The organism is Pseudarthrobacter sp. Hb11, assembly GCF_059383655.1.
This window is the reverse complement of the sequence record NZ_JBWZCM010000005.1, coordinates 78,152-97,206: the sequence shown is the minus strand read 5'-3', so window position 1 is coordinate 97,206 and position 19,055 is coordinate 78,152. Positions and strand designations below refer to the sequence as shown.

General features: G+C 63.0%; 20 protein-coding genes and 1 tRNA gene. 12 read left to right on the top strand and 9 right to left on the bottom strand.

Going from position 1 to position 19,055, the window contains the following annotated elements; genetic code table 11:
• The first annotated feature begins 173 nt into the window (after positions 1 to 173).
• The 4 genes from AC50X7_RS10120 (at position 174) to AC50X7_RS10105 (ending at position 8,291) form a co-directional block, all read left to right on the top strand.
• Positions 174 to 5,789: a DUF6531 domain-containing protein gene (locus AC50X7_RS10120; RefSeq protein ID WP_494978880.1), complete on the top strand. Its 5,616-nt coding sequence runs from the start codon at positions 174 to 176 to the stop codon at positions 5,787 to 5,789.
• Positions 5,782 to 6,573 carry a hypothetical protein gene (locus AC50X7_RS10115; RefSeq protein WP_494978879.1) on the top strand — a complete coding sequence of 264 codons (792 nt, stop codon included), beginning with the start codon at positions 5,782 to 5,784 and terminating at the stop codon, positions 6,571 to 6,573. The genes AC50X7_RS10120 and AC50X7_RS10115 overlap by 8 nt, the downstream gene beginning before the upstream one ends.
• 736 nt (positions 6,574 to 7,309) lie before the next feature.
• Positions 7,310 to 7,870, top strand: coding sequence for a DUF805 domain-containing protein (locus AC50X7_RS10110; RefSeq protein ID WP_494978878.1), 561 nt, complete (start codon positions 7,310 to 7,312; stop codon positions 7,868 to 7,870).
• A gap of 121 nt (positions 7,871 to 7,991) precedes the next feature.
• Positions 7,992 to 8,291, top strand: coding sequence for a hypothetical protein (locus AC50X7_RS10105; RefSeq protein ID WP_494978877.1), 300 nt, complete (start codon positions 7,992 to 7,994; stop codon positions 8,289 to 8,291).
• 84 nt (positions 8,292 to 8,375) lie between these two features.
• Here the strand turns inward: AC50X7_RS10105 and AC50X7_RS10100 are convergent, their stop codons facing one another.
• The 7 genes from AC50X7_RS10100 to AC50X7_RS10070 form a co-directional block, all read right to left on the bottom strand.
• Positions 8,376 to 8,660: a hypothetical protein gene (locus AC50X7_RS10100; protein ID WP_494978965.1), complete on the bottom strand. Its 285-nt coding sequence runs from the start codon at positions 8,658 to 8,660 to the stop codon at positions 8,376 to 8,378.
• The gene (locus AC50X7_RS10095) at positions 8,621 to 8,809 is read right to left on the bottom strand and encodes a hypothetical protein (RefSeq protein ID WP_494978876.1); all 189 of its coding nucleotides are present in this window, start codon (positions 8,807 to 8,809) and stop codon (positions 8,621 to 8,623) included. Before AC50X7_RS10095 ends, AC50X7_RS10100 begins: the two co-directional genes overlap by 40 nt.
• 81 nt (positions 8,810 to 8,890) lie before the next feature.
• Positions 8,891 to 9,775, bottom strand: a complete 885-nt coding sequence (gene srmL, locus AC50X7_RS10090; RefSeq protein ID WP_494978875.1) for a PheS-related mystery ligase SrmL — start codon at positions 9,773 to 9,775, stop codon at positions 8,891 to 8,893.
• Positions 9,776 to 9,799: 24 nt separating this feature from the next.
• Complete coding sequence (locus tag AC50X7_RS10085; RefSeq protein ID WP_494978874.1) at positions 9,800 to 10,036, bottom strand: hypothetical protein; 237 nt, start codon at positions 10,034 to 10,036, stop codon at positions 9,800 to 9,802.
• A 176-nt stretch (positions 10,037 to 10,212) separates the two neighbouring features.
• Positions 10,213 to 10,845, bottom strand: coding sequence for a hypothetical protein (locus AC50X7_RS10080; RefSeq protein ID WP_494978873.1), 633 nt, complete (start codon positions 10,843 to 10,845; stop codon positions 10,213 to 10,215).
• 167 nt (positions 10,846 to 11,012) lie between these two features.
• The gene (locus AC50X7_RS10075; protein ID WP_494978872.1) at positions 11,013 to 11,279 is read right to left on the bottom strand and encodes a hypothetical protein; all 267 of its coding nucleotides are present in this window, start codon (positions 11,277 to 11,279) and stop codon (positions 11,013 to 11,015) included.
• 9 nt (positions 11,280 to 11,288) lie between these two features.
• The gene (locus tag AC50X7_RS10070; protein WP_494978871.1) at positions 11,289 to 11,711 is read right to left on the bottom strand and encodes a hypothetical protein; all 423 of its coding nucleotides are present in this window, start codon (positions 11,709 to 11,711) and stop codon (positions 11,289 to 11,291) included.
• 130 nt (positions 11,712 to 11,841) lie between these two features.
• Between AC50X7_RS10070 and AC50X7_RS10065 the strand changes: the two genes are divergently transcribed.
• From AC50X7_RS10065 to AC50X7_RS10055, 3 genes are all read left to right on the top strand, one after another.
• A complete protein-coding gene (locus AC50X7_RS10065; protein WP_494978870.1) occupies positions 11,842 to 12,273 on the top strand; it encodes a hypothetical protein in 432 nt (143 codons plus the stop codon).
• A complete protein-coding gene (locus AC50X7_RS10060; RefSeq protein WP_494978869.1) occupies positions 12,260 to 12,685 on the top strand; it encodes a PadR family transcriptional regulator in 426 nt (141 codons plus the stop codon). Before AC50X7_RS10065 ends, AC50X7_RS10060 begins: the two co-directional genes overlap by 14 nt.
• A 643-nt stretch (positions 12,686 to 13,328) precedes the next feature.
• On the top strand, positions 13,329 to 13,868 hold the full coding sequence (locus AC50X7_RS10055; RefSeq protein WP_494978868.1) for a hypothetical protein: 540 nt from the start codon (positions 13,329 to 13,331) through the stop codon (positions 13,866 to 13,868).
• 229 nt (positions 13,869 to 14,097) lie between these two features.
• Here AC50X7_RS10055 and AC50X7_RS10050 read toward each other — a convergent pair.
• A tRNA-Ser gene (locus AC50X7_RS10050) sits at positions 14,098 to 14,187 on the bottom strand.
• 205 nt (positions 14,188 to 14,392) lie between these two features.
• On the opposite strand from AC50X7_RS10050, the gene AC50X7_RS10045 reads away from it, so the two are divergent.
• The 3 genes from AC50X7_RS10045 to AC50X7_RS10035 all read left to right on the top strand — a co-directional run bounded on the left by AC50X7_RS10045 (position 14,393) and on the right by AC50X7_RS10035 (position 16,892).
• On the top strand, positions 14,393 to 15,424 hold the full coding sequence (locus AC50X7_RS10045) for a zinc-dependent alcohol dehydrogenase (RefSeq protein WP_494978867.1): 1,032 nt from the start codon (positions 14,393 to 14,395) through the stop codon (positions 15,422 to 15,424).
• A gap of 2 nt (positions 15,425 to 15,426) precedes the next feature.
• Positions 15,427 to 15,822 carry a 6-pyruvoyl trahydropterin synthase family protein gene (locus tag AC50X7_RS10040; protein ID WP_494978866.1) on the top strand — a complete coding sequence of 132 codons (396 nt, stop codon included), beginning with the start codon at positions 15,427 to 15,429 and terminating at the stop codon, positions 15,820 to 15,822.
• Between the two features lie 98 nt (positions 15,823 to 15,920).
• Positions 15,921 to 16,892, top strand: coding sequence for a glycosyltransferase family 4 protein (locus tag AC50X7_RS10035; protein ID WP_494978865.1), 972 nt, complete (start codon positions 15,921 to 15,923; stop codon positions 16,890 to 16,892).
• Between the two features lie 34 nt (positions 16,893 to 16,926).
• On the opposite strand, the gene AC50X7_RS10030 is transcribed toward AC50X7_RS10035, so the two are convergent.
• Positions 16,927 to 17,433 (bottom strand): nucleoside deaminase, encoded by a 507-nt coding sequence (locus AC50X7_RS10030; protein WP_494978864.1) that lies wholly within the window; start codon positions 17,431 to 17,433, stop codon positions 16,927 to 16,929.
• A gap of 60 nt (positions 17,434 to 17,493) precedes the next feature.
• Here AC50X7_RS10030 and AC50X7_RS10025 point away from each other — a divergent pair, with 60 nt between their 5' ends.
• Positions 17,494 to 18,345 (top strand): phosphatase PAP2 family protein, encoded by an 852-nt coding sequence (locus AC50X7_RS10025; protein ID WP_494978863.1) that lies wholly within the window; start codon positions 17,494 to 17,496, stop codon positions 18,343 to 18,345.
• Positions 18,346 to 18,385: 40 nt separating this feature from the next.
• Positions 18,386 to 19,021, top strand: coding sequence for a uracil phosphoribosyltransferase (upp, locus tag AC50X7_RS10020; RefSeq protein ID WP_104043130.1), 636 nt, complete (start codon positions 18,386 to 18,388; stop codon positions 19,019 to 19,021).
• Positions 19,022 to 19,055: the final 34 nt, after the last annotated feature.

Here is a 19,055-nt window from a genome sequence, read left to right as displayed (position 1 = left end):
ATCGTTCCTCCGGCCCTGGGTTCCCCGGGCGGGTTTTGGGGCTCCCTGCCCGGCTTAAGGCCTCCTCCCGGGCGCGTCCTGCTTTTTGGTGGTTCTTTTCCCGTGCGGGTGCCTGTCCTGCGGGGTGGTGGTTGTTTTTTGTTTCATTTCTTGTTCATGGGGGGGCTTTGGTTGTGACCGAGTTCGTTGAGATGCCGTTGTTGCCGCATTCCGATGCTTCTGACGGCGGGCGGTTCGATTACGGGGTGGCCGGGTCGGTCAGGTCGGCGTTCGAGTTGGCGGCTGCGAGGCTTGAAGAGCATTCAGGTTCGCGGATGTCGTACGTCTCCTCGGCGAAGGAGGACTTCCGGGGGCACTTTTCGGAGGTCTTTGAGGCTAACGCTGCCACGGCCAGGAATGACGCGGGTGCGTTGGCATCTGCGCTGCGGACGGTTGCCGGCTACGTGGGGAAGATGATCGAAGCTGCCCGTGAAGAGGACGCACGGCGGGAGCGGAACAATGAGTGGGTCCGGGAGCACAATGACCGGAATCTTTTCGAGCAGGCAGGTGACTGGCTTTTCGGCGAAGATGCACGACCCAACGCGGAGCCGGGGAAGGCCCCGGTGTTTGCTCCGGCCCATGCCGCCGCTGGCTCGCGGGATACCCCGCCGCCGGGCGGTGGGTATGGGGGCGGGACCTCCTCGGCGCGTCCGGCAAACCTGCGGTCCTTCGCAGCGAACTCCCGCGGTTTGGATGACGGGTTGGCCTCGGCCCCGGGGACCCTGGAGGGGCAGTTGTCCTCGTTTGAGTCCAGTTGCTACTGGGGATCGATTGAGGCGTCGGGCGTGCTCCGGGCTTACCGGGAGTACCTGAGGGCGAACGAGAACGACGCGAAGTGGGCGGTGACGGTTGCTGAGGCGTTTGCCGCGGCCGGGGGCGAGGGGAACGTTTCGACGCTTTCGGACGCGGCGGTGAATGAAGCGCTGGCCGCGGCCGGGCTGAGCGCGAGCCGGTCCGGGCTGGTCATTGACCCGCCAACGGCGGCGGGCGCGATGCCTACCAGCGGTTACGCCAATGACCCTGTGAACACCGCGACGGGCAACTTCATCGAACCGGAAACGGATCTGGGGTTCGCCGGGGCTGCCTCGAACCTGGTGTTCTCGCGGATGTATAACTCGTTGGGCTCGGGACTGGAGCAGGTCGGGGCCTTCGGTCCTGGCTGGGCCTCGGTGCTGGATCAGTCCCTGGTCCTCTCGGATGAGGGCTGCCGGTGGGTGCTGGCTGATGGCCGTGCCGTGGACTTCCCCCGGAACGGCGCCGGCTGGGCGCGGGCAGTGGGCGAGAACTACTGGCTCACCCGCGAACCCGCCACAGCAGGTGTTTTCACGGAGCTGAGCTCCCTGCCCGCGGGCACAGTCGAGCTGCTCGTGGTCCGGGACAACCAAGGCGCTTGGTGGGCGTTCAGCCTCGCCGGAGTATGGCTGGGTGCCGGTTCCGGTCCGGGCCGGACCGTGTCGGTCCACCGGGAGGCACCTGCTGCTGTCCCGGCGGACGGCACCGAGGCGGCCGACGGCGGCAGGGCCGGGCTGGTAACGAGGCTGGACCACGTGCGGGGCCGCTTCCTGGAGGTCGACTACGCGGCTGGACGCGCCGCCGTCGTGCGCGCCTCCGATGGCCGGCGCGTCGAATACGGGTACGACGCCGCGGGCCGTTTGGTCAGTGTGGGCACGGAGGCGGGCACCCGGGCGTATCGGTGGAACGAGGCGGGCCTGGTTGATGCCGTGTACTCCGCCGCGGGTGTTCTTGAAGCCGAAAACACTTACGACGAGCTGGGCCGGGTCATCCTGCAGGTGACCCAGCACGGGCGCCGGGTCCGGTTCGCGTACCTGCCGGGCCGGGTCACCGTGGTGTCGGATGAGGACGGCACGCGCTCCAACTCGTGGATCGCCGATGCCAAGGGCCGCCTGGTGGGCGTGCTGGATTCCCATGACCAGCAGCAGTCGATGGCCTACGACACCCACGGGAACCTGGTGTCCTTCACCGAACGCGATGGCGCGGTCACGGTGCACGCGTACGACGAACGGGGCCGGAAGACCCGGACGGTGACCCCGGAGGGTGCGGACCTGACCTATGGCTGGGATGAGAAGGACCGGATCACCACCCTGGTGACCGCCTCCGGTGCGGTCGTGTCCTATGAGTACGCTGATGACCTTTCCCGGGACCCTGCCGTGGTTTTGGACCCGCTGGGCGGGCGCACCGAGCTTGAGTGGCGCGAGGGCCAGTTGGTCCAGGTCACGGACCCTGTTGGGGTGCAGGTTGGGTTTGAGTACGACGCCTTTGGGGACCTGGTTGCTGCCCGGAACGCGGTAGGCGACGTTGTCCGAATTCTCCGGGACCAGGCGGGCCGCCCGGTGACGGCGGTCAGCCCCTCCGGCGCCGAGACCCGCTACACCTATGACGGTGCCGGGGTGCTGGTCCGGCGGGAGGACCCGGACGGGGCTGTGTGGGCCTTCGAGCATGATGCTGCCGGACGGATTACGGCCTCCGTGGCCCCGGACGGTGGCCGGACCGAACTCGAATACGCCCCCAACGGTGAAATAGTCCGCACCATCGACCCCCTGGGTCGGTCCGTTGAGCGGGTTTTTGACGAACTTGGGAACGTCACCGCCGCGGTGCTGCCCGACGGCGCGGGCTGGGGTTACACGCACGACACCCTCTCCCGCCTCATCGGGGTCACGGACCCTGCCGGGAATGACTGGGCCCGGGAGTACGACAAGGTGGGCGCACTGACCGCCGTCATCGATCCGACCGGGGTCCGCACGGACGCTGCCACCGACCGGAAGGCGGGGACGGCCACTCTGACGGAGGCTTTCGGATCCGCCACCATTCGCTTTGACGAGTTCGGGCGCCCCACGAGGGTGGAAGCCGCGGACGGGTCAGCGGAGCTGGTCACCTATGACGCGGCCGGGAACCCGGTGGAGCTGGTCGACGGTGAAGGCGGATTGACCGTGTTGGGCCGGGACATGGCCGGAAAGATCATCTCGGTCACCTCATCCGGCGGCGCCGTCACGCGGTACGAGTATGACGTCTGCGGACGGCCCTGGCGCACCACGGACCCGCTCGGCGCCGTCACCGAGCTGGGCTACGACGCAGACCAGCGGATAGTGACTCGGACCCTGCCCACCGGGGACGTTGAGTCCTTCGAGTACGACGCCGGCGGGCGGTTGATTGCCCGCCGCACCCCTGGGCAGGGACTCTCAAGGTACGGCTATGACCGGTGCGGGCGGCTGACCTTCTCCCAGGACACCTGGTACGGGACCCGCCGGTACAAATACAACACCGCCGGCGAACTCGTTGAGACGGTCAACGGTGTAGGCGGGCGGACCCGGTTCGAATACGACATCCGCGGCAGGCTGGTCAGGATCACCGACCCCAACGGCGGTGTCACCACCCGGACCTACACGGTCACGGACCTCGTCGATTCGGTGACGGACCCGCTGGGGCGGGTCGCGACAGCCACGTACGACCCGGCCGGACGGCTGCTCTCGCAAACCGATCCGGACGGGCACACCACCACCTGGACGTACGACCGGGCCGGCCGTGAAGCCACTACAACGGTGGACGGGAAGCTGATCACTTCGATTGATCGCGACCTGCTCCGCCGCCGGGTGGTCATCACCGATTACACCGGCCCGGACGGGTTGGCCGTGGAACATGAACTCGGCTTTGACCGGTGTGGCCGGTTGACCTCCCGCACCCGTGGTGCGCAGGGCCTGTCCTGGGAGTATGACGCGGACGGGAACCGCACCAGATTCACCGATGCGCAGGGGATTGTTACCACGTACTCCCGTGACGCCGCGGGGCAAATCACCGCAGTTGGTAACCCGTTGCTTGGGGATGCGGTCTTCAGTTATGACGCTGCCGGCCGGATCACCTCCGCCACAACAGGGAGTCTTGTCCAGGAGTGGGCGTACCGCAAAGGGGCACTCTCCGAGCACAGCCGGATTGACCGTGCGGGTTCGGGTGCCGCTGACGTGACGATGATCGGCCGCGATGACGACGGCAGGATCACCGGGTTGACCCGGTCCGGTGCCGTGACCCGGTACGGGTATGACGGCGCCGGGCAAATGACGTCGGCGACGACCACCGGTTCCGGCGATGATGATGTGCCGGCTGTGGTGTTGGGGTGGGAGTACGACGCCGGCGGGCGGCTTCTGCGTGAGGCGCTCCCGGGCGGGTACCGGGTTTACGGTTACGATGCCGCGGGCCAACTCCTGTCCGTCACGGAACCCGACGGGTCCCGGACGGAGTATGTCCATGACGGTTTGGGCCGCCGCACACGGTTGATTGGATCGGACGGGTCTTGGACCGAGTATGCGTGGGGTCCCAACGGACTTCTGAGCGGATCTGTGGTGCGGGATCGTGATGGGGCTGAGGTGTCCCGGCACTCGCTGTGGGTTGACGCGCTAGGTGAGCTTGCCGCCGTCGACGGCTGTGACCTGTGGTGGGATACCGCCAACCCCGTCCCCACTCTGGCTGGTATCGGTGGCGGGCAGGTCCTTTCGCTGCCGGGCGGTGTTACCGGTGTTGGGGAGGCCTGGACTGCGCCAGGTTGGCGGGCTGCGCGTCCCACGGATCAGGCTGATCCGTGGGCTGTTGTTGGCACCCCGACTGTGGCGGACCCTGTGCCGGGCAGTGTTGCGGGGGCTGGGGCTGGCCTGGCGGGTGCGTTGCCGGCTGGGATTATGCTGACCGGTAATGGTGGTCTGGATATCGCGGGCCTGGAATGGCTCGGCGCCCGGGCATATGACCCTGCCAGCCGTGGTTTTCTCTCGACTGATCCTTTGGCTCCTGTCCTCGGTGCTGGCTGGGATGGGAACGCGTACGCGTACGCCGGCAACAACCCCATCAACACCACCGACCCCACCGGACTCCGCCCCCTTACAGATGAGGAGCTGAAGGCGTACGATCAGTCCGCCGGAAGCCACTGGGAATACGTCGTCGGGGGACTTGCCGTGGCGGCCGGCTTTGCGGCGCTGTTCGTCCCCGGGCTCAATATCATCGCGGCAGGAGCAATTGCGGGTGCGCTTGCCTCCGGGGGTCTGTCAACGTTTTCACAAAAGGCAGCGCACGGTACCGTGAACTGGGGGCAAGTAGGCGTGGAAGCCGTAGCTGGTGGTGTTGCCGGCGCCTTGGGAGGGGCCGGAATCGCAGCTGCCCGAACCACAATGGCAGCTTCGTCGAGTTTATCCAGGCTCAGTGGATACGTGGCGATCAATGCGGGAGTTAACGGAGCCACAGGCGCAGCCGCTGGTGGCATTACATTCGCTGCTAAAAACGGAGGCATCCAGAACTGGCGCGGGCTCGCTGGTGCAATGGTTGGCGGTGGCGTGGGCGGAGCCGTAGGCGGTTTGGCCGGTCCGGCGGGGGGCACTCTTGCCAGAGCAGGGGGTTACGCGGCGAACACTTCCGCGGTCAGCAATATTGCTAGGCTGCCAGCAACGGTCAGGATGACGGCTCTAGGAGGTAGCGGAGGCGTAGTTGGGACGGCCCTAGACAAGGCCATCTCCGGGGAACAGCTACAGTTTGACGACGTGCTTTGGTCAGCTGCTACTGGTGGTGGCTTGACTCATCTCCCTGGCGGTCCTTCTGGGTCGAGTACTCTGTCGCAGGCGGCTTGGACCAATCCCAGCACACTTTCTGGGCTTCGCAGTGGGGTGAATGGAGTAGCGCTCAGACGCTCGGCAGCTATCGGCGCTTCGGTTGGGGGCGGACTCGATTACTTAAGATTTCTGGTTACAGGTGATTGAGGATATGAAAGATATGCAGAATTCTTCGTCGTTTTTTCGTTTCTTCCGAGCCGCTTGGGCCCTCTGGGTGATGGCGCTGGTTTTTGCGGTAGGGATATTTGTTTCCACTTTTTCATTGACCGGTGGCTCTGACGGTCTGGAGGTCGGTATCTTACTGGCCGCCGGCATGCTTGGGGGCGGTTTGATTCGGGCTCTCGTCCGCGAAAGTTGGGTGACGATAATTCTCGTCCTCGTTGTCGTAGGGGAAGCCTTTATTCTTTCTCAATTTGCCGAGCCTTGGTCTAAGCTCTGGCCGGTGCTAGTTCCCGCAAGCGCAATTGGCGTGATGGTCGGTAATGTCATTCGCCTCGGACTCCTTGATGGTAAAGGAAAAGCGACCCGTGACGTGTGGGTTGTCAATGGTGTCGAGGTGCCACCCACGGAGACGGCGAAGGCTACGTCACTGGCGGCGCTTTCGTCATGGGATAGCGCTGCGGCGGGGCGTTTCTTCGTGGAGCGTAATGATGGGTTGTTTGAGGCGATGGGAAGTCCGGCAACGGGTTTCATCGTGCATTGCGTGGCTAATTTTCAGGAGGAGAGTGAGTGGCGGGTGTTGGGTTCATTGGGAGGGAAAGAGGAGTCTGAGATTCTCATTCCTTCTGGTCCTGCGTTTGCGCCTAGCGGTGTTGTTGTCGATCTGGAAACTGCAAGTAGAGCTTTACGCGGCTTTTTCCATTTCCGTGGCCCTGATCCGGAGCTTTCCTGGATTTCAGGAGATGCAGTGCTTGATTTGAAGTTCGGCTAGACCTGACGATCGTTCCTTGGTACAGCCTGATGCCGTTTGACACGAAGTATCTAAGCGCCCTCCGATTGGGGCTTCGTCTTGAGTAAGCAGCTGGGGGAGCGGTTTGGCGGGCTGGTGAATACCGAGTTGCAGCCAGGGCGCCACGTGGGATGTCTGGTCTGGAGGGTTCCTCGCGAGAGGCTATGTGGCTGACTAGAACGCATCGGCACCCTCCACCATCTCCGCGACCCCGCCTCCGGCCGTACAGCCGGCCTTGGGGCCGAGCCCGTAACCGAAGCGCCGATAGCTGCCGAGCGTCTGCCACTGAGTCTCTGAGGCACGGTAGTGCGAGTGGGACGGTAAGGTCACCCCCGCGTGTACACGGCCACGGGCCCAGTGGACTCGGTGACGGACCAGCTGGGGCGGGAATGGGCTTCGGATGCAGATCGCGATGCTTCGTTGTCTCTAGTTCTTTTTGGCATCCGGGGGCAGGGAGGAAAGCTGATGCGCATCCCATGTGGAAAGGGTCGCGGGTAGGGACATATATCCTCGGAATGGCCATTGTGGTAGCCCGCGTCGCGGGCCATTGGGTTATGGCGCGAACAATTCTGGTTGAAGGCGCATTTTTCCCGGCTGGTAGGTGTCGGGATAGTGATATTTTCTCTCGATGGACTTATTGCGGCGGAAGCGAACTCTGTCCGCGAGTTCTTTAGTTTTGTCAATTTCACTAATGGTTTCGTTAAGGAGATGAAGATAGATGGATATGAAGATTGTTGATGCTGCAGGCGGAGGCGTTGCGGAGGTTTCAGGCCCGGGCGGGTTGGGTGGGCCTCTTTATGGTGCGTCGTTTGGTACGTCCGTGAAGCGGTTCTTTGCGAGGTATGCGAAGTTCGCGGGTCGCGCTTCGCGGAGTGAGTTCTGGTGGAGTCAGCTTTTCGTTTTTCTGATCATGTTGGTCCCGTACCTCGTGACGACGGTCGGGCTCGTGGGCAGTACTGTCTGGGCTCAGCAGAACCCTAATGTGCAGTCCATGGGTTTCGATCCGGCCACCGGGCAGGAAGTGTTCTATGAGGGCGCTCCTGGGGTTGTGAACGCGCCGACCGGCAGTCTGATGGTGGTTGGTCTCATTCTTGTCGTTGTTCTGGGTTTGGCGCTCTTGGTGCCTCAGCTGTCGCTGCTCTGGCGGCGTCTGCATGATGCAAACCTGGCAGGTCCGTTTGCGTTCCTTGGGCTTGTTCCCTTTGTTGGCGGTCTGGTTGTTTTCATTCTGGCGTTGATGCCGTCCAAGGCCGAAGGACAACGCTTCGATCCTCGATGACACGCGGCAGCACATGCTGAAGGTTGCATCGACAATCGCTCGGTGCAACCTTCTGGCGGTTAACAAGCTGTCCGCGGTTCCCGGCATGAACTGCGGAGACGATTGCTGGGGTCGGCCGGCGGTGTCCCCCGTCGGGTGGGGTGGCGATTTCATCAAGGGCGCCGGTGGGGTCGTCCGCGGTGAACACCTCTTGCAGCCGGAGGGATACCCGGCAGCTGAGGTTGTCGCCACCGCGCAGCAGGAGCATGCGGTGGGCCAGGCCTTGTCGATGGCCCGGCTGCGGCGGCCCTTGACCTGCTGGGAGAGGTTCTGCCGGGGCCCGGCCGTCGACCACGCCAAGGACCTCCCGGTGTCCAGATCCACGATGGTTGTCATCGGCTCGAACCGTGTCCACGCCTTCGATGACGGGTCCTGGAAGTAGCGCACAGACCGGAACCGGTGTTCATCAATACCCAGCATTCGCGGGCTGAGCTGGTCCATGTCAGGCAGCCCCAGCAGGCAGGCCTCATTCAGGGCCGCCCGAACCATCCACCAGGACACTGCGAAGCCGGCAGCGGTCTCCGAGACCGCCCTGCCCGAGCGGACGACCGCGTCCACGAGGTGGGCCCGAAGCATGCTCGTGGACCGCGCCCGGCGCGGCACTTGCGGCGTCGATTCGAAGAACGATAGCTTGCCCCCATGCCGACTCTTGGCAGTACCAGCGGTACTTGGACCAGAGCACTTCCACCGGCCCGGCAACAGGAATATCCCTTAACCGCTGGAGGCGGCGTTCCTTCCGCCGGGAGGCGATGACCCCGCAGCTCGGGCAGCCGGCAGCACGTCAGTTTCGACGATGACCTTACGCCGGCCAGCGGACATGATCGTGGAGATAACGCGGTAGTCGGGCAGGTTGAAAAGGACGGTGGCAGCATCGGCTGCGACCCCGGTAGGCTCGATCAAGGCTCGTGGTCCTTTTCCAGGTTGAATGCTTAGACACACTCATTCCAACAGGGCCACGGGCCGCCCCAAGCCTCTCCCGGCTCAGCCCGCGCGCGTCCTGTCGTCCTGCTCAGCCGGCAATAAGCTCCATGACCGGCCCTGATGCAGCACCTTATAGATGTCGTCCCGGATCAGATTCGCCTCAGGTGCCGTCAGCGTTCGCTCGATGGGGCGCAGCGTAAGGCGGATCAGGGCGTTCGCCTGTCCGGGTTCGATCTGTAGCCGGTCCCTGGCGGCCGGCGGTAAATCCTCATATCCAGCCAGTCCGAGAAGTTCCACAGCCTCAAGATCATCCATCCGGGCGCCAAGCGCTTTCCTCACCTCGTCGCCCAGTATCTCCTCGTCGAAAGGTTCTTCCACGACGATCGAGATGTCCCTCCGGATGGCCGGGAGCAGCGACACCGGCTGCCAGGGCTTCAGGTCAAGCATCTGGGAGCTGGTGCGTTCATCCTGAGCGCGCAGGAGGCGAATGTCGGGAATTCCCTTGCGAAGCATCAGCGCGCGGTCCAGACCTATCCCCATGGCGAGGCCTGACCACTGTTCCGGGTTCAGCCCTGCACCCAATAATAGGTGGGGTGCGATCAACCCGCACTCTGCCAGTTCCAGCCATTCCTCACCCACCAGAACATCGAGCTGCATTCCGTTGGTCGTGTAGGGATGAACTGCGGGCACCAGCCGCCAGTTTGCGCCGGGCAGCACCGCGTCAGCAAGCACCGCCACCATGGATTTCAGGTCAGACGACGTCAGGCGGGTAGACGAAGAGATCCTCCATAGGTCCACCTGGTGCGGAGCCCCGACGTGGGTCCTGTCGATGGAGTCTCTGCGGAAGACCAGCCCCGGCATGACTACCAGCTCGTCCAGCGTTTCACCGGCCGGCAGGCTTCTCAGAAGCGACGGCACCGAGGCTGACGTGTGGCTCCTGAGCATCACCGTCGGGCTGGCATACCTCGATTACCTTTGATCCCGGGTCACCGCGGACGTATCGAAACCCAGCTTGTCGTAGTTGTCGCTGACTGACACCAGCGGGCTGTTGCGTACTGTCCGGGCGGTGATGCCCCAAGATCTGGCAAGAGCTGCTGTCACCCCGGCCAGAAGTTTCTGCATGGCGTGAGGGCCTTGCTCGGGATCCGATAGGTCGCGAAGCGTGAGCGCGTCATGAAGCTCCGCTACGGAGAGATATGTGGTCATTGCTAAGTCCTTGGCTGCGGTTGGGTCGGTGGTCTTCCCCCGATCCAGGTGGCCGCCAGGACTTAGGCGCGCGCCTCGAAGCCCTCGCGACCGGTGACCGGTCGGGGGCTGGTAAATCGCTGCGTGCAATGCATGTCGACAAGGCTAACAGGGCATCTGTTCATGGAGAATCCTCTTTATCCGCCCGCAGGCGGAACAGTGATGCTGTCAGCGCCACAAGTGAGCTGGAGATCCGCTCCGCCCGCACCATCCATCGTCACTCTGCACGCATCCGGATTGAAGACTTCTGAAAGAGACTTTCCGGCTGCGCTCTTCTTCCACATAAGCAGGGCTTCCTGGCTGTAGACGACGTAATCCCTCCGGTCGAAGCCTGACTGCCCGACAATCACGCTTCGTCCGTCTTCGGCTGCGACCTTGGTATAGGTAGCTGAGGCAGCGTTCAGGCCTATGCCCGCGAAGTAGAACAGCCAAGGAACAGCCGCCGCGACGGCCGCCAGGACAGCTGCGGCCGCAACCAGCCGGCGAACCCTGACCCGGTAGATCTTTCTGATCAGAAACGGAATCAACAGGGTCAGAGCTGTAGCCGCAGCCAGGCCGCTGATGACATGAGCGATCAGGAAGAGTTGCCAGCCAGACAGCATGAAGAAGACCAGACGACCGGGCCCGGCTTCGACACTCCACGTCGAAGCCGCGTGCACGCCGGTTCCCAGTCCGGTGGCGACAACTGCCAGGATGAGGTCCCATACGAAAGACCTCCTGTGGGCGACGCGTTGTCCGGGAGCAGGGTGATGGAGGGCTTCAAACGCCACGGTGCTCAGCCTTGCCTGAAGCTGAGTTGTTCGACCTGCTCCGGTTCAATGCCCAGCTCCTCCGCCCATTCAGCATTCGCCGGAGGGAAAGTGCTGGTCCCTGGGCCGGCAGTAGCCCGGCCCGATGGAAGCATGCGGAGTCGTCGTCAGCGCCACTGATTTGAAGCTCAACGCTCGACCGCCCGTACGAATTCAAGAACTTCCACACCGAGTCTTGAGCTAAAGGACCAGGAGTTTGATACCTGTCGTGCGGCAGCATTAAAAAGCTCGTTGGCGTTTGCCCACTGGCCCGAAGCTGCCAACGTGTCTGCTCGCTGAAGCAAACTCAGTACCGCCTGAAGTGACAGATCAGACGCGCCGGTGGAGCGCTGCTCCTTGGCAAGCCGCAGTTCCTCATTCAACGAAGCCAGTAGATTTTCGATCTGTACAGTCACCGCTTTACTTTAGTTACCGGTCGGCTCCGGAGTGGCTGAGTTCGGCATGCAGAACATCTTTCCGTCGGTCCAGAAGCCGCCGTTGATGCAGTGGAGAGGCACATCCTGGTCATTGATGTGGAGCGTGGCATTCTTCATCCTGTCGTATTTCGAGTTATCGAAGGTCAGCTCGACAGTGCCGTCGGGAGAGGTGCACCTGTATTCGACGGTCCAAGGGCTTATGTCCTCGCACCTGTTGAGCTTCTGCGTCACTCCGTTGTTGTCGACGTACTCCCAGTCTTTGTCGCGATACTCGCCGACCTGGATCACGGAGTGCGGAACAGCAAGGGCGTCTTCGCGCGTGAACGGCCGCTCGTCGCAGGATGAGGCCGTCAGCGTGAGCATTGCCAGGGCGGCCAAGCCGGCTGTTGTGGCGATGCGATGCAGTCCCACCTGGGCACCCCCTCTTACTCGCCCAGCCCGGAGAGCCGGGGCAGCCATAATGCTAACCTGCGGCTGCTGGCACTATTGTCTGTTATAAATGCCTAGGTACTATACCTATAGTCTACTAAGGAGCTTGGGTATGGGTACCAGACCTGATGGCGTCACCCCGATCACTAATCAAGGACTCGCCCGGTACACCGGCGCCCTGTTCGTGGGCGTATTGGTTGTCCAGGGATACACCGCCTTCGTGGCCGATGGACGAGTAACAGCGGGCACCGCGCTCCTGCTCGCTGCGGTGGCGCTCTATATGGTGGTCTTCACGGTGAGGAATGGAACCGCACTGCGCCAACGCGCGTACGGAACCTACTTCGCCCACGCCGTCGCCTACCTGATCATCAACGGCAGCTTCTGGGTGCATGCCTGGATCCTGATGCTTAGCGGACGCGATGAGATATTGCAGCAGGGCTGGTCCGGCCCTCTGATGTCGATGAGCGTACTGTGGGGTGCCGGTCTTCTGGTGCACACGATCGGCGCCATGCTCAGCAGGGGCTATGAGCATGTCGAAGTCTGACCCGGCAGCGGACGGACCCGACCTTGAGCTCTCTGACTATGAGCGTAAGGTCCTCGCCGCGTGGACTGACACTCACAAAAAGAGCACACTGATGCTCTTCATCTTGCTGGCCTTATCCCAAGAGCCGCGGTGGTCCGGACAGATCCGCGGATTTATCACTGACATCAGCGAAGCGCAGCTGGCGGTGGACGAGCAGAGCCTGCACCGGGCCCTGCGGCGGGTGGAAGGACTAAACCTCATCACTCACAGCCAGGAATCCGTGGCGGGCACCGGCGCCAAACGCAAGATCTACGAGCTCACCGCCTCCGGTGAGCGGGTCCTGGCAGGCTATCTTCAGGGGCCGATGGCGTATGTGAACAGCGAACTCTTCCGAGATTCAACTGCTGCCGCCCGCCACATCCAACCAAGCTGACTTTGTATCGGGCTGCCGGCGGCCCAGTCTCCCTCCTGGGCGGTCGCCTGCACTTAGCGTCAGATTGCGCAGCTACTAAGCAACGCTCCAGGGCTGCCGGCTCAGTCGTCCGCTAGATTTGGGGCCGGGGGCTTGGCCAATGGCTCAATTCGGCCCTCCAGCGGCCTCAGGGCGAGTGTCTGCTGATCTGACTTGGGGATGGAATGACGAAGACGAACGACGGCTCGGGAAAGACTGCCAAGAGACCGACGCTGAAGTGGTACTGGAAGCTGGCCGGAATATTATTCTTTGGCTACACCATCTTCTATATGTTCATGCCCGCTCTGAACTCAGTAGGGATTGAGAGCATCCGATGTGAGATTAGCTCGGCAAAGCCCCATAAAAGTTCCGGTGGCACTAGAGGCTCGGCTTCGACAGCAGGCGTTCTGGTCGAGACGACTAACTGCGGGAAAATTCATGTGTCCACAGGGGTGACTTTCGATAACCAAGACCAGGTTGCTGCGTCCTTCCGAGCCGGGACTGAATACGAGTTCGACCTTGGTTGGTTCTCACGAGTGGTGACCAAAGACATCAGGCAAGAGATTCCATCAGTACACGGCTATCGCTTAGCAAATTAACAGGAACTCGAAGGAATACCGCCGAGGTGCCGGTAGCCGCCACCAAGACGAAGCCGCCGAAGGGCCGGTCCCGATACATCGACAAGGGCGTGCTGAAGTGGTATTGGAAGCTGGCCGGAATACTATTCTTTGGCTTCACTATTTTCCATATGGTGATGCTCCCTCTGGACTTCGTAGGGATTGAGAGCATCCGATGTGAGATTAGCTCGGCAAAATCGCATACAAGTGCCGGTGGCACTAGAGGCTCGGCTTCGACAGCAGGCGTGATGGTTGAGACGACTAACTGCGGGAGTATCTATGTCTCTCCGGGGGTGACTTTCGATAATCAAGACGAAGTGGCTGCATCCTTCAAAGCTGGCAGCGAATACGAGTTCGACCTTGGTTGGTATTCAAGAGTGTGGACCAGAGACATCAGGCAAGGGATTCCCTCAGTGCAGGACTATCGGTGGGGTGACTGTGACGTTCTCTCACAGGTTCCGGAATGGGCGGGAATCACCGGGCTATATGCGGGCAGTTTCCCTTTTCAGCTCAAGGCGCTGGAAGATCAGGAATCGTCCCTGCGATAAGTCAACTCAACACACATGCCGTGAGACTCTAGCTTGTTTATAGAGTTGATTAGATACTCGGAGCCTTGATGGATAAGCGTGGATCGCAAGCTGCGCTTTGCTCCTTGGAGCCGCTGAAGGATGGCGGCTGCTAAATCCTTGTTACCGCTGCGTTACCGCAGAACCTTTTTCCCGCAAGGCAAAAGGTCCCGGTTCCCTTTGTTTACAAGGGAACCGGGACCTTCTCACGTGGCGGTGACGGTGGGATTTGAACCCACGTTGGCTTTTACACCAAACAACATTTCGAGTGTTGCACCTTCGGCCGCTCGGACACGTCACCAACCTGACTAGGGTACCGGAGTATGGCGTCCATTCCCAAAACGGGCCAGCTCTCAGGCCCCCGGCGATGCCGGTTTCGTGGGAACGAATATGGCCGCGGGGCAGGCGGATGAAGCGGTTGAGACTGCTGTCGCTGGTAACGCAACCGGGCATAAGCGCCGTCAAACTTTCCCCAGCGCACGCACCCCGCTAGATTCATCAGCAAGATGACTACTTCACGTCCGCCGATCCACGCCACCGCCTATTGGACTACAGCCAAGGAGCACGGTGAGCTCCGGCCGGAGGAGCTGCCTGCGCCAGGCCCCGGCCAAGCGCTTGTCCGCGCCCTTTACTCCGGCATCAGCAAGGGCACCGAGATGGTGGTCCACCATGGCTCGGTCCCGGCCCGCGTGGCCAAGGAAATGGCCGCTCCGCATCAGGAAGGCCAGTTTCCGGGGCCCGTGAAGTTCGGCTACCTGTCCGTCGGGGTTGTCGAAGCTGGGCCGGCCGGGTGGATAGGCCAGCGGGTGTTCTGCCTGAACCCGCACCAGGACCGGTACGTTGTTCCCCTTGACGCCCTCACCAAAATTCCCGACGGCGTTCCCTCCCGTCGTGCGGTGCTGACCGGAACTGTGGAAACGGCTATCAATGCCCTCTGGGAGGCCGGGCCGAGGCTGGGGGACCGGGTGGTGGTGGTGGGTGCGGGCCTGGTGGGCGGTATGGTCGCCACCCTGTTGAGGACCTTTCCACTGCAACGGCTCCAGCTCGTAGACCTGGACCCCGGCAGGCAACAGTTGGCAGCCACGCTGGGAGTCGAATTTGCCCACCCGGATGACGCCCTTGAGGACTGCGACGTTGTGTTTCACTGCTCCGCTTCACAGGAGGGGCTTGAGCGCAGCCTCCAGTTGGCGGGCGATGAGGGCGACGTCATTGAGATGTCCTGGTATGCCAACAGGGAGGTTACGCTCCCACTGGGAGAGGACTTCCACGCACGCCGGCTGTCCATCAGGGCAAGCCAGGTAGGGGTAGTAGCACGGGCCCGGCGCCACCGCAGGACCAACGCCGACCGCCTGGACCTGGCAGTCTCACTCCTGACGGATCCGGTGTTCGATGCCTTCATCACCGGAGCGTCACCGTTCTCGGAACTGCCCGAAACGGTCCAGGGACTGGCTAACGGCTCCCTGGATGCGTTATGCCACGTCATCGAATACCCCCAAGACCGAAATCTCCAGGACCCAACCCGCGAAGACCAGAGGTAGCCATGTTCAGCCTGACCGTCCGCCGCCACTTTATGATCGCCCACAGCCTTCCCCGCGAGGCCTTCGGCCCCGCCCAGGCCCTGCACGGGGCAACGTTTGTCGCTGAGGTGACCTTCCGCCGTTGGACGCTCAACAATGACGCCATAGTGCTGGACATCGGCGCCGCGGGAACCATCATCGAGGAGGTGCTGGCCGGGGTCAATTACCGCAACCTGGACGAGCACCCGGATTTCGAAGGCAAGCTCACCACCACCGAGGCGCTGGCGGAGTACATTGCCCGGTCAGTGTCGGAAAAGCTGCATAATGACGACGACGGCGGCCAGCTTGCCGGGATCGACGTGACCTTGCGCGAGAACCCCGACGCCTGGGCCACCTACTCGCTGGACCTCAGCGCCTGATCCCAATGCGCCCCCTCCGGCTCCTCGTACCAGCCAACATCCGCCACAACTCCGGGGGCAATGTTTACAATGCGCGCCTGGTCCAAGGTCTGAAAACCTTGGGTGTCGAGGTGGAGGTGCTGGCGGTCGAGGGTTCCTGGCCGGACTCCACTGCGAAAGAACGACGCCGGCTGGGCAGCTTGCTGGGCGCTTGGGCACCTGAAGCCCCGATCAAGTCCGTCGTGACGATAGTCGACGGACTTATCGCTATGGGAGCCCCCGACGAATTGGAGTTCGCCGCCAAAGCCCGGCGGGAGACCTGGGTGCTTGTGCACATGCCGGCGCCCGCGCATCACGGGTGGGAGGCACGGGCCTTACGATCGGCATCGGGAATAGTCTGCACCAGCAGTTGGGCGGCCGGTGTCCTGGAAAGACGCCATGGTTTACGGGGATTGCGCGTCGCACTTCCCGGGACCGACCCCGCGCCCGTTGCTGACGGCTCCGTCCCGCCGCACATCCTCACCGTGGCCGCGCTCCTGCCCAACAAGGACCAGTTGCTGACCGTTGAAGCCCTGGCGAAGATCAAGGACCTCGAGTGGACGGCAGCGCTGGTTGGATCGGACACCGCCGACCCTGGGTATGCGCGCCTGGTGCAGGCCGCGGTTGCGGCGAACGGGCTGGAAAACCGGGTAGGGCTGGCCGGAGAGCTGAAAGGCCAAGCGCTCGAAAACGAGTGGAACCGTGCAAACCTGAGCGTCCTGGTTTCCCGCGCGGAGGCTTTCGGCATGGTGGTCACGGAATCGCTGGCGCACGGCCTCCCGGCAGTTGTCCGCGCAGGAACAGGTGCTGTGGAAGCCCTCACCTTTGCTGCCCCGGGAGAGGGCGGAAGTATCCGCTTCCCCGGCGCGGCCGTGCAATTTCCGGGAACTGATGATCCGGGAAACCCCGCCGTGCTGGCCCAGGTCCTGCGGCGCTGGCTGCTGGACAGTGAAACCAGGGAGACTTGGCTCGCCGCGGGGCTGGCCACGAAGGACCGGTTGCCCGGCTGGGACAAGACAGCCGCGAACGTGCTGGATATTCTCCGCGGCTAAACGCCAGGCCCGGGCCCCAAGCAGGCGAAAGCGGTTACAACCGCGTGCGGTGCCCCACAAAGAAGTCACGCAACAACCCGCCGCATTCGTCTTCGCGAATCCCTGCGTAAACCTCAACCCAATGATTAAGCCGCCGCTCCCGCAACACGTCGAACACGGATCCCGCAGCTCCGGCCTTTTCGTCCCAGGCCCCAAAAACAACCCGGGGAATCCGCGCCAGGACAATCGCCCCAGCACACATGGCGCAGGGCTCCAGCGTCACCACCAGCGTGCAGTCGGCCAGCCGCCACCCGTCCCAGCTGCCGCCGCTGGCCATCGACAGTTCGCGCAGCCGGGCCGCAGCCTCGCGAATGGCAACCACCTCAGCATGGGCGGTGGGGTCCCCCAGCTCCTCGCGCTGGTTTCGTCCCGAACCCAGCACACCGCCGTCGGGCCCTATCACCACAGCGCCTATCGGTACGTCCTCCGTAGCAAGGGCACGGCGGGCCTCCGCCAGGGCAAGGCCCATCCAGGCGTCATGTTTATTTTCAGGGGAGACCATGGCTCAATGATAGTTTCGAAGGATACCCAGGGCCCGTGACGTACACCGCCGGGAGGCACAATGAGCACAGTCCGAGACCGCGTGGACAAGTGGATCAAGCCCTATGCCGTCCTGTGGCTGACCATGATCATCGGCGGTGCGCTGGTGCTCGCCATGGCCCTGCTCGGAGCCGAGGTCTACTCCGACGTCGTGGACGAGGAGGGACTGGCGAGCCTTGATATTCCTGCCCTGAAATATTCCCAATCACTGCGGAACCCCGAGGCCAGCGCGTTCGCCACCGGCTTCACCAACGTGGGCGGCGGCATCGGCATGCCCATCGTCGCGGGCGTCTTAACGGCATGGCTGACGCTCCTGAGCCGAACCTGGCGGCCCATCGTCCTGGTGGGCGGCGCGGCACTCGTTTCCACCACGGCCACTACCCTGGGCAAGGGCCTGGTGGGCCGGACCCGGCCGGACCACTCCGAAGCAGTCCCGCCCTTCGAGACCTCACCGTCTTTCCCCAGCGGCCACACCCTGAATACAACAGTGGTGATCGGCGTCCTGGTGTACCTCATGTGCCTCCAGTTCCAGATGCTCTGGGCCAGGATCACTGCCATCACCGCCGGCGTCATATTCATCATCGCCATGGGCCTGAGCCGGGTTTTCCTGGGGCATCACTGGATGACGGACGTCATGGCCGGGTGGTTCCTGGGCCTGGCCTGGGTATGCATGGTGATCCTTGCCCACAGGCTCTTCCATCTGATGCGGAAGCGGGAGCATGCTGGCCCGGCCCCCACCTTCGAGCATCCCGTCCTTCGGGAGGACCACAGCCCGGAGCCGCTCCCGGGCAACGCGGGGACTTCCCAGAGCAACGACGTCGTTAGTCCGGAAGGGCGCGACGGCGGCTCCTCGCGGACTGGTGCGGGAGGCTGACAGCGGAAGGGCACGGGCAGCCGGGTGATAGTTTTGACCCATGCGCACTCTCGTTGTGGACCACCCGCTGGTCGCCCATAAGCTCACGGTCCTGCGGGACAAGAACACCCCGTCCCCGGTCTTCCGGCAGCTGACGGAGGAGCTGGTGACACTCCTTGCCTACGAGGCCACCCGCGAGGTGCGCACCGAGCCCGTCACCATTGAAACGCCGGTCAGCACCACCGTGGGCACCGCATTCACCAAGCCCACGCCGCTGGTGGTCCCTATCCTGCGCGCCGGCTTGGGCATGCTCGAGGGTATGACGAAACTTGTTCCCACCGCAGAGGTCGGTTTCCTGGGCATGGCCCGGGACGAGGAGACCCTGGACATCATCACCTACGCCGAGCGCCTCCCCGAGAACCTCACGGACCGGCAGATCTTCGTCCTGGACCCCATGCTCGCCACCGGCGGAACCTTGCGCGAAGCCATCAAGTTCCTCTTCAAGCGCGGCGCTTCGGACGTAACCTGCATCTGTCTCCTCGCCGCGCCGGAAGGCCTGGCGAAGCTGGAGGAGGAACTCGCGGACGCCAACGTAACCATCGTCCTGGCTTCAATCGACGAAAAGCTCAACGAGAAGTCATACATCGTCCCCGGACTCGGGGACGCGGGCGACCGCCTTTACGGCATCGCGGGGTAGTCCTCAAGCCTTTTGCATTCCGCGCCGCGTCGCT

Coding starts and splice junctions, on each gene's coding strand:
- AC50X7_RS10040 (WP_494978866.1), top strand. CDS start 15,427: ATGTTCAGCCTGACCGTCCGCCGCCACTTTATGATCGCCCACAGCCTT.
- AC50X7_RS10025 (WP_494978863.1), top strand. CDS start 17,494: ATGAGCACAGTCCGAGACCGCGTGGACAAGTGGATCAAGCCCTATGCC.
- AC50X7_RS10110 (WP_494978878.1), top strand. CDS start 7,310: ATGGATATGAAGATTGTTGATGCTGCAGGCGGAGGCGTTGCGGAGGTT.
- srmL (WP_494978875.1), bottom strand. CDS start 9,775: ATGCTCAGGAGCCACACGTCAGCCTCGGTGCCGTCGCTTCTGAGAAGC.
- AC50X7_RS10030 (WP_494978864.1), bottom strand. CDS start 17,433: ATGGTCTCCCCTGAAAATAAACATGACGCCTGGATGGGCCTTGCCCTG.
- AC50X7_RS10060 (WP_494978869.1), top strand. CDS start 12,260: ATGTCGAAGTCTGACCCGGCAGCGGACGGACCCGACCTTGAGCTCTCT.
- AC50X7_RS10065 (WP_494978870.1), top strand. CDS start 11,842: ATGGGTACCAGACCTGATGGCGTCACCCCGATCACTAATCAAGGACTC.
- AC50X7_RS10045 (WP_494978867.1), top strand. CDS start 14,393: ATGACTACTTCACGTCCGCCGATCCACGCCACCGCCTATTGGACTACA.
- upp (WP_104043130.1), top strand. CDS start 18,386: ATGCGCACTCTCGTTGTGGACCACCCGCTGGTCGCCCATAAGCTCACG.
- AC50X7_RS10085 (WP_494978874.1), bottom strand. CDS start 10,036: ATGACCACATATCTCTCCGTAGCGGAGCTTCATGACGCGCTCACGCTT.